The following is a 12,637-nucleotide window of genomic DNA, read 5'->3' on the forward strand; positions in this document are numbered from 1 at the left end:
CACCTCGTATGCTCGGTCCATGAGCAAGGTCGTGACGACGTATCACCAGCGCGTCGCCGAGGAGAAACGCGCGCTGATCGTGACGGCCGCGACCGCCCTGTTCCTCGAGCTGGGCTACGACCGGACGTCGCTGGCGCGGATCGCCGAGCGCTCGGGCGTTTCGCGGGCCACCTTGTTCAAGCAGTTCCCGACCAAAGCCGCCCTGTTCGACGCCATCGTGACCGAGTCCTGGTCGACCGCCGGCGAGCAGGAACCGCCGCCGGCCGGCAACGTCGTCGACGGACTCGGCACCATCGGCCGCCGGTACGCCGAGCTGCTGGGCCGGGCCCGGATGACCGACCTGTTCAGGATCGTCATCGCCGAGCTGCCGCGGTTCCCCGAGCTGGCCCATGCGCAGTTCTCGCAGGGGAAGATGCCCTACTTCGAGTCCGTGCGCAGCTACCTCCTGGCCGAACAGGAGGCGGGCACGGTGCGGATCGAGGACGTGGACCTCGCGGCCACCCAGTTCCTGGGCATGATCTCCAACTACGTGTTCTGGCCGACACTCCTGGTGCCGGGCTGGGAGGTCGGTGCCGAACGCGTCGCCGAGGTGGTCGACGAGGCCGTCCGCACCATCGCCGCCCGGTACGCCGTGACCGGACCAGAGGCGTCCACCCACGACTGACGACCGCGATCAGCGGCGGGGACACCGGGCACGCGCGTCAGGAAGCGGCTTCCCGGTGGTCGACCAGGCTGCGCCGAAGGGTCGCCAGGGCGCGGTGTTGGGCGACGCGGACCGCGCCGGCGCTGCCGAGGCCGACCGCGGCGGCCGTCTCCTCCGCCGTCATGCCGAGGATGATGCGCAGGACCAGGATTTCGCGCTGGCGTGGCGGGAGCGTGTCGAGCAGCCCGGAGGACCAGTCGAGCGCCGCGGCGCGCTGGACCTCCTCGCCCGTCGGGTCCGCGCCGCCCGACAGGCCGGCCGGGAGTTCGGCGACCGGGCTGGTGCGGTCGCGTGCCCGCCGGCGGTGGAAGTCGGACACCTTGTGCGCGGCGATGCCGAAGACGAACGGCAGAAAGCCGTCGGGCGGGTGCCGGTAATCCGGCAGCGCGCGCACGATCGCGAGCAGCACGTCCTGGGCGCAGTCCTCGGCGTCCGACGAACCGCCCTGCCACGTGCGCAGCCGGCCCAGGCAGTAGCGGAAGACGATCGGCCGCAGCGCGCGCAGCAGCCCGGCCACCGCGGCGCGGTTGCCCTGCACCGCCGACCGGACGAGCGCCGGGTCGAGGGAGAACGTCGCCGTGGGCGTGGGACCACCCTCGGCGGAGTGCGGCGGCATCGGTCCTCACCCCCTTTTCCGGCGTTTCCGGCAACGGACGGTCACGACGCTAGGTCACTCCGCGTGGCCGCCACACCGGCCGCCCGGCCGTTCCGGACCAGGTCTTCCGGCCCTGGCCGGAAGCCGTCCGATGTGCGTGGCCGCCGCGTCGGGGGAGCCGGGCCGAACGGCCCTATCGGCGGACCGGGCGAACCGATCACGCTGGTGGCCAGGGATTTCACAGGAGAAACACAGGGACGCGATGGTGGACGACGTGGGCTTCGGGCTGCTGCTCGACCGGCAGCAGTGCCTCGCCTTGCTCCGGACGGCGAGCCTCGGACGGGTGATCTACACCCACCGGGCCATGCCGGCGGTGCGTCCGGTGCGCTTCACGGTCGTCGACGACGCCGTGGTGTTCGCCGTCCCGCCCGGCAGTCCGATGTACGCGGGCGCGCGTGACGCCGTCGTCGCGTTCGAAGCCGACGAGTTCGCCGCCGACCTCGGCGCCGGCTGGTACGTCAGCCTGCTGGGCCGCGCCACCGAGTCCGGTGCCGTCGACCTCGGCGAGCGCACCTGCCCGTGCCCGGCGCCCGCCCGCACGAGCCACCGGTTCCTGCGCATCCCGGCGGAGACCATCAGCGGTCACCGCGTCGCCTGCCACGCGGAGTGATTCCCCGAACGCCGTAACGGACCGGCTCCCGGCATCGACCCACCGGATGGACGAACCGGATTGGGCCGACACGGGCAGTGACCTGTGGGACCCTTGACCGCCCGGGGGCAAGCCCGGGATATCGGCGGAACCAGCGGGGTCGACGGGAAGTGGCGGACGAAATCAGCATGCCGGCGATCCTGGCCGCGGTGGGTGGCATCGCCCGCGAGCTGGAGCTGCCCGCGTTGCTGGACCGCGCGGTGACGGCGGCGGGCGAGCTGCTGGGCGCCCGGCGCGCTCGCTTGGCCCTGACCGACGGCGGGATCGCCGAGTACGGCCGGGGCGCGCTCGGCGCCGGCGCGGTCGAGCTGCCGGTCCGCGCCGGAACGCAGCTGTTCGGGACCTTGACCGTCGAACCCGGCCGTGGCGGCGAATTCGGCCGGCGCGAACGCGAGGTGCTCGGCGCGCTCACCGCGGCCACCGGGATGGCCGTCGAGAAAGCCCTGCTCGTCGACCAGATGCGCCGCCGCGAACGCTGGCTCGAGGCGTCCTACGACGTCACCCGCGCCCTGCTCGCCGCCCAGAACCTGCGGGACACGCTGCGGCTGGTCGCCGAACGCGCCCGGGTCGTCGCCGGCGGGACGGCCGGGGCGATCGCGCGGCCCGACGGCCCCGGCCGGCTCGTGTTCGACGTCGTCGAGCCGCCGGGCGAGGACGCCGACCGCCTGACCGGCCTGACCGTGCCGACCGAGGGCACCGCCACCGGGATGGCGTTCACCACCCGGCGCCCGGTCGTGGTGCGCGACTACGGCGAACGCGTGCAGGAGCAGCAGCGCGACCACGACGGGCCGATGCCGGCGATGATCAAGGACCTGGACTCGGCGATCTCGGTGCCGCTGATCGTCGGCGAGGAGACCCTCGGGGTGCTGGTGGTCGCGAAGTTCCGCGACCGCTCGCCGTTCACCGACTCCGACGTCCAGCTGGCCGAGACCTTCGCCGGGCACGCCGCGCTCGCCGTCGAGTTCTCCCGCGCGCAGGAGGCGCGCCAGCAGCTGGCGGTGTTCTCCGACCGCGACCGGATCGCCCGCGACCTGCACGACCTGGTGATCCAGCGGCTGTTCGCGACCGGGCTCGGGCTGGAGGGCGTGAGCAGGCTGATCGCCGACGCCGGGGTCGCCGCGCGCGTGGCCGGGTTCGCCCAGGACCTCGACGGCACGATCCGGGAGATCCGCAACAGCATCTTTTCCTTGCAGGCGCCCGCACAGGCCCAGGGCAGCCTCCGCGCCGAACTGCTGCGGGTGGCCGTGGACGCCCGGGACGCGCTCGGCTTCGAGCCGCGCGTCGGCTTCGACGGGCCGCTGGATGCCGCGGTGCCGGACGCGGTCCGCTCCGACCTGATCGCGTCGCTGCGCGAAGCGCTGACGAACGTCGCCCGGCACGCCGGCGCGAAGTCGTCGTCGGTCGAGGTCACCGTCAACCAGCACGGCCGGCGCGGCCGGCAGCTGACGCTGGTGGTGCGCGACGACGGGAGCGGCCCGCCGCCGGAGGCGGGCCGGATCAGCGGCCTGGCCAACCTCGCTTCCCGGGCGGCCCGGTGGGGCGGCCACTGCGTGCTGGCGGCGGGCAAGGACGGCGGGTCGCGGCTGGAATGGACGGCAGAGCTACCGGCGATGACCGGCGAGCAGGGGAGAGCACGATGACGATCGCGGTGTTCCTGCTGGACGACCACGAGCTGGTCCGGACCGGGCTGAAGACCGTTTTCGAGCCCGAAGCCGACATCGAGGTGGTCGGGGAGGCGGGGACGGCGGCCGAGGCGCTGGTGCGGATTCCGCAGGCGCGCCCGGACGTGGCCGTCCTCGACGTCCGGCTGCCCGACGGCGAGGGCGTGGCGGTGTGCCGCGAGATCCGGTCCACCGTGGACCCGCCGCCGGCCTGCCTGATGCTGACGTCCTATTCGGACGACGAAGCGCTGTTCGGCGCGATCATGGCGGGCGCGGCCGGGTACATGCTCAAGCAGGTGTCCGGCCGGTCGCTGATCGAGGCCGTCCGCACGGTCGCCGCCGGCGGCTCGCTGCTGGACGCCACGCTCACCGCGTCGGTGATGAACAAGCTGCGCGGCGAGAACGTCGCGGCGCCGGACCCGCGGTACGAGCAGCTGAGCCCGCAGGAGCGCCGGGTCCTGGACCTGGTGGCGGAGGGCCTGACCAACCGGCAGATCGCCGAGCGGCTGTTCCTGGCCGAGAAGACCGTGAAGAACTACGTGTCGTCGGTGCTGCACAAGCTCGGCGTCGAGCGGCGCACCTCGGCGGCGGTCTACATGTCCCACCGGCGGGCGGAACCGGGACGATCGGGCTGAATTCCCGACCGTTCGGTCGAAACCGGTGGGGCGTTCGACGTATCCAGCCCCGGATGGAGTACACCTGTCGGGTGACGCACGAATGGGCGTGCGCGGCAGAGGGGACGACATGGCGGGGTTGTCGGGCGGGGACTATGTCACGCGGCAGATCCGGGCACTCGCGGACGCGGTGCGCCGCGAGGGGGCCGGGGGCGTCGGCACGCGCAGCTTCCAGCTGGCGGAGCACTTGGCGGCGGAGGGTGGCGTCCACCGCGGCGACATCATGACGGCCACGGCGACGCTGCTGGCGATGACGGCGTGGTGCGACGGAGAGGTGGAGGCGGCCGGCCGGTTCGCGGAGCGCGCGAGCGAGCACGACGAGGAGTCGCGCGAGCTGGTGACCCACCTGCTCCGCCTGGAGGCGGGCGCGGACCGCGGCTGGCTGCCGCGGGATCAAGCGCAGGCGCTGCTGGAGTACGCCCGCCGGGAACGCCGCGACGACCTGGCGACCCGCGTCGCCGCGATCGCGGCTCCGAGGCGCGGCCGGCACCGGCGGGACAACTAGGGCGTGGAGGCGGGTGGGCGGCCGCCGCGGGAACCGCGGCGTTCGCGTGCCCGGCCTGATCGGCTGGTTCGGGGATTACCGCGGTGATGCCGGGCGAGTGCTGATGCGCCCGGGCGGTCCTGGAAACGACCGACAGCGGGTCAGTTCGCCTGCGCGACAGCGAGGACGGCGAACAGGAACGCGGCGGTCGCCGCCGTCGAGCGGAGGACGTCGATGCGGGCCCAGCGGGCGATCACCGCCTGCCAGCCCGGCGGCGGCGCGTCCGCCTGCCAGCCGTCGACCTTGATGTTGATCGGCACCGTCCCGAGGAACGACAGCAGCAGGAACGTCACCATCGCGATGAGCGTCGCCCACCTCAGCGCCAGGCCGGGGCCGGTGGCCACCACGAGGACCGCCGCGGCGAGGGCGACCGCCGGGAGCATCACGATCGGCACCAAAACCCGCAGGCGGCGCACCAGGGCCTGGCGGGCCAGCAGGTGCGCGTGATCGTCCAACCGGGACAGTGCCGGATGCAGGCCATAGCGGACGATCAGCTCTTCGCCGGCGAGGACGCCGATCAGGAACAGGCCGGCGTATTGCAGTGGGTTGCTCACACGGAAAGATTACAGTCACTGAACTTATCGGCGCAACGTCCGGTCATTACAGTGGGCGGATGAGCTTGCCCACGGTGGACTGGGAGACGTCCGGCACGGAGGGACTGCGGGAGCGCAAGAAGCGGCTGCTGCGCAGGCGGCTGACCGACACCGCCACCGCCATGTTCCTCGAGCGCGGGTTCGACGCGGTTCGCGTCGCCGAGATCGCCGCGGCCTGCGACGTGTCGGAGAAGACCGTCTTCAACTACTTCCCCAGCAAGGAAGCCCTGATCCTCGACCGGCCCGAAGCCACGATGGCCGCGCTGCGCGACGGGCTGGCCGGGACCGGCCGCACCCCCGTCGAAGCCGTGCTGGAGATCCTGGCCGGCGAACTGGACGCGCTGCTGTCCTGGCTGGAGACCCAGCCGGACCGGGCCGGGGCGAGCGCCCGGATCCAGGCGTTCACCGAGCTGGTGCGCTCGACGCCCGCGCTGCGGGCGCACCACCGGGACATGACCGAACAGCTGGAGGCGGTGGCCGCCGAGGTGCTGGCCGCCCGGACCGGCCGCGCCGCCGACGACCCGCGGTGCCAGATCGCGGCGACCGCCCTGCTCGGGCTCTGGCGCGTCCAGTCCACGGCGCTGCGCCGGAGCCTCGACGGCGAACGCAGTCCCGACCAGGTCCGCCGGGCGGTCACCGCCGACGTGCGCAGCGCGGCCCGGCTCATCGACACCGGCCTGGCGGAGTTCGCCGCCGGAGCGCGCTGAATGGACCTCAGTCCGTCAGCGGCCGGGCCGGGTCGGCGAGCCGGTCCGCGTCCACGGTCCGTCCACTGAGGATCAGCTCGCGCACCGCGTCCAGGCCCTCGTCCCACCGGTTCACGTGCAGTCCCGCGACCACCCGGCCACCGGTGAGCCAGAACGCGTGGAACGCCTCGGCGTCGCCGCGGGTGACGACGCGGTCGTAACCGCCCGGCGGGAACCAGCCGGTGAACTCCATGCCCGCGTCGTACTGGTCCGAGAAGAAGTACGGCAGGTCGTCGTGGACCACCTCGCGGCCGAGCATCGCCAACGCCGCCGCCGGGCCGCCGCTCGTCGCCGCGGCCCAGTGCTCGACGCGGACGCGACGCCCGTAGCGCTCCTGCCACACGCTCGCGACGTCGCCCGCCGCGAAGACGTCCGGGTCGTCCGTGCGCAGGCCCGCGTCCACGAGAACACCGTCGTCGACGGCCAAGCCCGCCTCGGCGGCCAGCTGCGTCTCGGGCCGGGCGCCGATGCCGACGACGACCACGTCGGCCGGGATCTCGCCGTCGTCCGTCAGCACCGCCGAGACCGCGGTGTCTCCCGCGAAGCCCGTCACGCCGGTGCCGAACCGCAGCTCGACGCCGTGGCGGCGGTGCAGGTCGGCGAAGAACCCGCCCACCTCCGGCCCGAGCGTGGCGTGCAGCGGGGCCGGCCCGGGCTCGACGATGGTGACCGGGCAGCCGTGGTGGCGTGCGGCGGCAGCCGTCTCCAGGCCGACCCAGCCCGCGCCCGCCACGACGACCCGGCCGCCCGCCTCCAGCGCGTCGCGCAACCGGTCGGCGTGCGCGAGCCGGTGCAGGTAGTGGACGCCGTCGAGGTCGTTGCCGGGCACCCGCAGACGCCGCGGCGACGCCCCGGTGGCCAGCAGCAGCTTCGTGTACCCGAGGCGTTCGCCGCCGGCCAGTTCCACCTCGTGCGCCGCCCGGTCCAGCGCGGTCACGCGGCGGCCGGTCAGCACCTCGATCCGCTGGTCGACGTACCACTTCTCGTCGTGGACGAAGACCGAGGCGCGGTCCTCCTGGCCGAGCAGGTACCCCTTCGACAGCGGCGGCCGCTCGTAGGGCAGGTCCGGTTCGGCGCCGACGATGACGACGCGCCCGTCGAACCCCTCGGCCCGCAGGGTTTCCGCGGCCTTCGCGCCGGTCAGCCCGCCGCCGGCGATGACGAAGGTGGCCATCACGCGCTCACCCCGCTCAGGGCGAAGAACTCCTGCCGCGTCTTGGGTTCTTCCCGCAGCAGGCCGTGCAGCGACGACGTCACGGTCGGCGCGCCGGTCGCCCGCACCCCGCGCAGGGACATGCACAGGTGCTCGGCCTCGATCACGACGCCGACGCCCTTGGGCGCCAGGTGCTCCTGCAGCCAGTCCGCGACCTGCTTGGTCAGCCGCTCCTGCACCTGCAGGTCGCGCGCGAACATCTCGACGACGCGGGCGAGCTTGGACAGCCCCAGGATCCGCTCGCCGGGCAGGTAGCCGACGTGCGCGACGCCGCGGAAGGGCAGCAGGTGGTGCTCGCACAGCGACTGCACCGGGATGCTCTTCGCCAGCACGAGCTCGTCGTAGCCCTCGTCGTTGGGGAAGGTCGTCAGCTGGAAGTCGCGCGGCTGCAGCATTTCCGCGTAGGCGTGGGCCACCCGACGCGGCGTGTCGCCGAGGTGCTCCGACGACGGGTCCTTCCCGAGGGCTCGCAACAGGTCGGCGACCGCGCGTTCGGCCGCGTCCAGGTCGACGGTGTCGCGGTCGTGGACGACACCGAGGTGCCGCAGCGGGACCGGGGCGCTGACGGGATCGACGCTCACGAGGGTGCCTCCTTCTAAAAACAAGTCGGACCGACGTTAGAAGCTCCCGGGGGTTTTCGTCAACACGTCTTTGTTTTAGAATCCGGCGATGCAGGAGACCCAGGCGCTGGCCGCGGCCGCAGCGCTCGACGAGCCGACCCGGCGCCGGTTGTACGAGTACGTCGTCCGCCGCCGGGAGCCGGTGAGCCGCGACGACGTCGCCGCTGCCCTCGGCGTGCCCCGGGCGACGGTCGCGTTCCACCTCGACCGCCTGGTGCAGGAGCGGCTGCTGGCGGTCGGCCACGAGCGCCGGACCGGCCGCAGCGGCCCGGGGGCGGGCCGCCCGGCGAAGCTGTACCGGCGGTCGGACCGCCAGGTGAGCATTTCCCTGCCCGAGCGCCAGTACGAGCTGGCGGGCGGGCTGCTGGCCACCGCGCTGGAGGAGGCCGACGAAACCGGCGGTTCCCCGCGGGAGATCCTGACCCGCTGCGCGCGCGAGCGCGGGACGGAGCTGGCCGCCGGCGGCCGCGACATCCTGGGCACGCTGGAGGAGAACGGCTTCGAGCCGCGCCTCGACGACGGCGAGGTGACGCTCGTCAACTGCCCGTTCCACCGGCTGGCCCAGGTCCACACGCGCCTGGTGTGCGAGATGAACCTGGGGCTGGTCGAGGGCATGCTGGCGGGCGCGGGGGAGAGCGGGTTGCGGGCCCGGCTGGACCCGCAACCGGGCGCGTGCTGCGTGCGCCTCGCCCACGACTGACGCCCCCAGCGCCCCAAGGCCACCCTGGGCGCTGGGAGCCGGGTTGTTACGCCGGGTTCGTCACTTCGGCGGGACCTCGCCGAGCCGCCCGGTCACCGCCGTCCGGATCGCGCTGGCCCCGAGCTGGGTGCCCGGCTTGATCCACGGCTCGTCGGGCTCTGCTCCGGCGATCGTGCGCTCGCCGATGAACCCGCCGGTCGCCGGGTCGATGATCAGCTGCCGGATTTCGTGCCGGTCGTCCAGCCCGAGCGCGATGCCCGTGCGGCCGTCGAGGTTCGCCTCCGCCGCCTGCACCGTGATGCCCGGGATCTTCGCCAGCGCCCGGTACCACTGCGCCCGCAGCTGTGCCGGCATCTGGCCCGCGCGGAGGATCTCGATGCCGAAGTGGAACATCACCGACGGCGTCGAGCCGCGGGCCTTCGTCAGCTGCTGCAGCTTCGCGTACAGCGCTGCCGGGTCGTGCGGCAAGGTCGCGTAGAACGCCGGGCTGTCCCAGTCGCTCGCGTCGCCGCACTTCTTCGGCGGCTTGGCCTTCGGGAAGAAGTCGCCGCAGCGGCCCTGCCACTGGCCCTGGTCGGTGTCCTCGATCGCCGGCTCCGGGGCCTGCGACTGCGGTACCGAACCGCCCAGGAACTTCCCGGTGCTGAGGATCTTGCGGGTCTCCTGCCAGACGTCGTGCTCGTCGGCCGGGATCCACCGGTCGACCTCCTGCTCCCACAGGTAGGTGTAGCCGGCGCCGCCATTGATCTGGACGCCGCGCTGCACCCACGTGTGCTCGCCGACGTAGCGGAACTGGCCCGGGCCGACGGGCTGGTCGGCCGCGCCGACGGTCAGGTCCGCGGCCCGGGTCAGCACCTGGACCGCCGACATCAGCCGGACGTCCGGGGCGGCCGACGTCGGGACCGCGGTCGTGGTCCGGACCGGTGGCGCGGCGATCGGGCCGGGTGCCGGAGCCGGCGGGCGCTGCTGCGCGACGACCACGGCGGTCACCGCCACCACGCCGGCCACCGAGGCCGCGGCCGGCAGCGCGAACCGGCGAAGGCGCTTCGGGCGCAGCGGGACGACGTCGGCGACGGGACCGGCGTCGAGCTCGGCCAGCAGCCGGGCGCGGGCCGCGGACAGGTCGGCCGGCGCGGTGCGGGCGTCGCGGTGGAGCAGCTCGAGGGTCTCGTCGAGCTCGTTCATGACTGGTTCTCCTCGGTGGGGACGAGCAGGGCCTGGAGCCGGTGACGCACGCGGTGCAGGCGCGAGCGCACGGTGCTCGCGGGCACGCCGAGCGCCTCGGCGACTTCGGCCGGTTCGAGACCGGCCCAGGAGGTGAGCAACAGGACGTCACGGTCCTGTTCGGACAGTCCGGCGAGTTCGGAGGCGAGCACGCGCAGCCGCGCCGCCGCGTCGACCCGGCCGGCGACCGCGGTGTCGTGGTTTTCGGCCGGGCGGTCCCCGGCACCGGCCTTCGCGGTCAGCTGGAACCCGCGGACCTCCTGGCGCAGGTGGTTGCGCAGCAGGTTGGTGGCGATGCCGTAGAGCCAGCCGCGGATCGGCGCCTTCTTCGGGTCGTAGCTCGCCCGTCTTCGCAGCGCGACGACGAACGTCTCCGCCACGAGGTCGTCGGCGACGTGCACGCCCACCCGGCCCGCGAGGTAGCCGCGCAGGGGAGGGGCGTACTCGTCGAAGAGCCGCGCGAAGATCTCTCTCGGATCCCGTGCGGCGAGGTCGGGCCGGTCCAGCCGATCGACGATTCTGGTCACGGTACTGGTTGTCCCGGCCCGCCGCCTGCGTCCCCGCCCGCCCGTCCGGATGAGACGCAGGCCACATTCGTGGAACAGCCGGGCCCGCCGCGGACAACAGCCGGTATGCACCGACGGAACGCGACGCTGCTCGCCGGGACCTGCGCCGGCGCGGTGGTGGCGGTCCTCGTGGTGGCCGCCGCGGTGCGGCCGCCGGGCCCCGCCGAGGCGCCGCCCTTGCCCGCGCCGCCCGCCCTGACGACGAGCGCGGCCACCACGGCGACCGCGGCGCCGCCCGAGACACCCGTGACCGGCCTGCCCGACGGCGCGGCGCTCGCGCGCCTGGTGCCCGGGAAGCTCAGCGTGCTCGTGCACGACCGCCGGACCGGCCGCGATCTCGTCGCCCACCAGCCGGATGTCACCTACCCGGCCGCGTCGCTGGTCAAGCTGCTCATCGCGCTCGAAGCGCTGCGCCAGGGGGAGCCGGCGGGCGTGGTCGCGGGGATGCTTTCGCGCAGCGACGACGAGGTCGCCGGCCGGCTGTGGGCCCAGCTGGGCGGCCCCGCGATCGTCACCGGCTGGGCCGCGCGGATCGGCCTGACCTCGACCCGCCCGCCCGCCGAGCCCGGTCGCTGGGGCAGCACGCTCGTCTCCGCCGCCGACTTCGCGCGGTGCTACCGGTACCTCCTCGACGCCGCGCCCGCCGCCACCCGGCAGATCGTCCTGCGGGCCCTCGAAAGCGCGGCCCGCCGCGGCGCGGACGGCTTCGAGCAGCTCTTCGGCGTCCCGGCCGCGGTCACCGCCACCGGCTGGGCCGTGGACCAGGGCTGGTCCTGCTGCGACCCCGGCCGCGACCTGCACACCAGCGGCGTGGTCGGCGACCGGCGGTACGTCGTGGTCGTGCTGACCGCCCAGCCGGCCACCACGAGCTGGGCGATCGCCACCCAGCGCGTCACCGCGGTCGTGAAAGCGCTTGCTGGTCCGCTCGGGTGGGCCTGACCCGGCGCGGGACGTCCGGAACGCGCCGATTCGGCGGTACCGTCTCGTGGGTGGGGACACGGTACGAGATTCAGGGGGCCAGGGTGGTGGACCGGGCGAAGCCGGGGGAGCAGACGAGAACGTCTCCGCCGGGGCCGCGGCAGCCGAGCCTCGCCGACGTCGCCGGCATGGCCGGCGTGTCGCACATGACCGTTTCGCGCGTGGTCAACGAGAGCGGGCCGGTGCGCCCGGAGACCCGCGAGCGGGTGCTCGCCGCCGTGCAGAAGCTCGGGTACCGGCCCAACACCGCGGCGCGGGCGCTGGTCACCGGCCGGTCCGGCACCCTCGGCGTGGTCGCGCTCGAGTCCAATCTCTACGGACCGGCGAGCACGCTCTACGGCATCGAGAACGCGGCCCGCGAGGCCGGGTACGGCGTCGCGATCTGCAGCGTGACGCGGCCGGGCCGGACGTCGATCGGCGACGCGGTGGAGAGCCTGCGGCGCCAGGCGGTGGAGGGGATCGTCGTGATCGCCCCGCACGTCACGGCCGGGCGGGCGCTCGACGCGGCGCCGGCGGACATCCCCCTGGTCGCGGTCGGCGGCGGCGATTCGGCACCGGTGCCGGTGCTCTCGGTCGACCAGTACGACGGGGCCCGCCGCGTCACCGAGCACCTGCTGTCCCTCGGGCACCGGACGGTCTGGCACCTGGCCGGGCCGGAGGACTGGCTGGAGGCCCGCGACCGCGAACGCGGCTGGCGCGAGACCCTGGAGGGGCGCGGCCTGCGCGTGCCGGCGGTGGTGCGCGGCGACTGGAGCCCGCGGTCGGGGTACGAGGCCGGCCGGGCGCTGGTCGGCAAGCGGGGGCTCAAGGCCGTGTTTTCGGCCAACGACCAGATGGCGCTGGGCCTGCTGCGGGCGTTCACCGAGGCGGGGATCCGGGTGCCGGAGGATGTTCACGTCGCCGGGTTCGACGATGTTCCCGAGGCCGAGTACTTCACGCCGCCGCTGACTACGGTGCGGCAGGACTTCATCGAGGTCGGGCGGCGGACGTTCGGGCTGCTCGAGGAGCGGATGGCGGGTGGGGATGCCGGGGCTCGGCATCTGGTGCCCGCGGAGCTGGTCGTTCGGGAGAGCACCCGGCCTCGGTGATCGGGTCTCACGCTTGGGGGTGG

15 protein-coding genes are annotated in these 12,637 nt (G+C 74.0%); 9 read left to right on the forward strand and 6 right to left on the reverse strand.

Annotation, left to right across the window (positions count from 1 at the left end):
- Positions 1–19: 19 nt before the first annotated feature.
- Complete coding sequence (locus C2L58_RS19780; RefSeq protein ID WP_103339064.1) at positions 20–664, forward strand: TetR/AcrR family transcriptional regulator; 645 nt, start codon at positions 20–22, stop codon at positions 662–664.
- Positions 665–701: 37 nt separating this feature from the next.
- Here C2L58_RS19780 and C2L58_RS19785 read toward each other — a convergent pair whose 3' ends face one another.
- Entirely contained in the window at positions 702–1,319 is a 618-nt protein-coding gene (locus C2L58_RS19785; RefSeq protein ID WP_103339065.1) for a sigma-70 family RNA polymerase sigma factor, read from the reverse strand.
- A gap of 241 nt (positions 1,320–1,560) precedes the next feature.
- On the opposite strand from C2L58_RS19785, the gene C2L58_RS19790 reads away from it, so the two are divergent.
- From C2L58_RS19790 to C2L58_RS19805, 4 genes are all read left to right on the forward strand, one after another.
- The gene (locus C2L58_RS19790; RefSeq protein WP_103339066.1) at positions 1,561–1,968 is read left to right on the forward strand and encodes a pyridoxamine 5'-phosphate oxidase family protein; all 408 of its coding nucleotides are present in this window, start codon (positions 1,561–1,563) and stop codon (positions 1,966–1,968) included.
- Between the two features lie 167 nt (positions 1,969–2,135).
- Positions 2,136–3,647 (forward strand): GAF domain-containing sensor histidine kinase, encoded by a 1,512-nt coding sequence (locus tag C2L58_RS19795; protein WP_103339426.1) that lies wholly within the window; start codon positions 2,136–2,138, stop codon positions 3,645–3,647.
- Entirely contained in the window at positions 3,644–4,303 is a 660-nt protein-coding gene (locus tag C2L58_RS19800; RefSeq protein WP_103339067.1) for a response regulator, read from the forward strand. Before C2L58_RS19795 ends, C2L58_RS19800 begins: the two co-directional genes overlap by 4 nt.
- A 109-nt stretch (positions 4,304–4,412) precedes the next feature.
- Positions 4,413–4,847, forward strand: a complete 435-nt coding sequence (locus C2L58_RS19805; RefSeq protein ID WP_103339068.1) for a hypothetical protein — start codon at positions 4,413–4,415, stop codon at positions 4,845–4,847.
- A 140-nt stretch (positions 4,848–4,987) separates the two neighbouring features.
- Here the strand turns inward: C2L58_RS19805 and C2L58_RS19810 are convergent, their stop codons facing one another.
- On the reverse strand, positions 4,988–5,440 hold the full coding sequence (locus C2L58_RS19810) for a DUF1772 domain-containing protein (protein WP_103339069.1): 453 nt from the start codon (positions 5,438–5,440) through the stop codon (positions 4,988–4,990).
- A gap of 59 nt (positions 5,441–5,499) precedes the next feature.
- Between C2L58_RS19810 and C2L58_RS19815 the strand changes: the two genes are divergently transcribed.
- Positions 5,500–6,186 (forward strand): TetR/AcrR family transcriptional regulator, encoded by a 687-nt coding sequence (locus tag C2L58_RS19815; protein ID WP_199191337.1) that lies wholly within the window; start codon positions 5,500–5,502, stop codon positions 6,184–6,186.
- 7 nt (positions 6,187–6,193) lie between these two features.
- On the opposite strand, the gene C2L58_RS19820 is transcribed toward C2L58_RS19815, so the two are convergent.
- On the reverse strand, positions 6,194–7,399 hold the full coding sequence (locus C2L58_RS19820) for an NAD(P)/FAD-dependent oxidoreductase (protein ID WP_199191338.1): 1,206 nt from the start codon (positions 7,397–7,399) through the stop codon (positions 6,194–6,196).
- Positions 7,399–8,019: a GTP cyclohydrolase I FolE gene (folE, locus tag C2L58_RS19825; protein WP_103339072.1), complete on the reverse strand. Its 621-nt coding sequence runs from the start codon at positions 8,017–8,019 to the stop codon at positions 7,399–7,401. Before folE ends, C2L58_RS19820 begins: the two co-directional genes overlap by 1 nt.
- An 88-nt stretch (positions 8,020–8,107) precedes the next feature.
- Here folE and C2L58_RS19830 point away from each other — a divergent pair, with 88 nt between their 5' ends.
- Positions 8,108–8,758, forward strand: a complete 651-nt coding sequence (locus tag C2L58_RS19830) for a helix-turn-helix transcriptional regulator (RefSeq protein ID WP_103339073.1) — start codon at positions 8,108–8,110, stop codon at positions 8,756–8,758.
- A gap of 60 nt (positions 8,759–8,818) precedes the next feature.
- Here the strand turns inward: C2L58_RS19830 and C2L58_RS19835 are convergent, their stop codons facing one another.
- Entirely contained in the window at positions 8,819–9,943 is a 1,125-nt protein-coding gene (locus C2L58_RS19835; RefSeq protein ID WP_199191339.1) for a CU044_5270 family protein, read from the reverse strand.
- Entirely contained in the window at positions 9,940–10,509 is a 570-nt protein-coding gene (locus tag C2L58_RS19840; RefSeq protein ID WP_103339074.1) for an RNA polymerase sigma factor, read from the reverse strand. The genes C2L58_RS19835 and C2L58_RS19840 overlap by 4 nt, the downstream gene beginning before the upstream one ends.
- Before the next feature lie 105 nt (positions 10,510–10,614).
- On the opposite strand from C2L58_RS19840, the gene C2L58_RS19845 reads away from it, so the two are divergent.
- Positions 10,615–11,487 carry a hypothetical protein gene (locus C2L58_RS19845; protein ID WP_103339075.1) on the forward strand — a complete coding sequence of 291 codons (873 nt, stop codon included), beginning with the start codon at positions 10,615–10,617 and terminating at the stop codon, positions 11,485–11,487.
- Positions 11,488–11,570: 83 nt separating this feature from the next.
- Positions 11,571–12,614: a LacI family DNA-binding transcriptional regulator gene (locus tag C2L58_RS19850; RefSeq protein WP_103339076.1), complete on the forward strand. Its 1,044-nt coding sequence runs from the start codon at positions 11,571–11,573 to the stop codon at positions 12,612–12,614.
- The last annotated feature ends 23 nt before the right edge of the window (positions 12,615–12,637 follow it).

Source organism: Amycolatopsis sp. CA-126428 (assembly GCF_002904335.1).
GTDB lineage: Bacteria > Actinomycetota > Actinomycetes > Mycobacteriales > Pseudonocardiaceae > Amycolatopsis.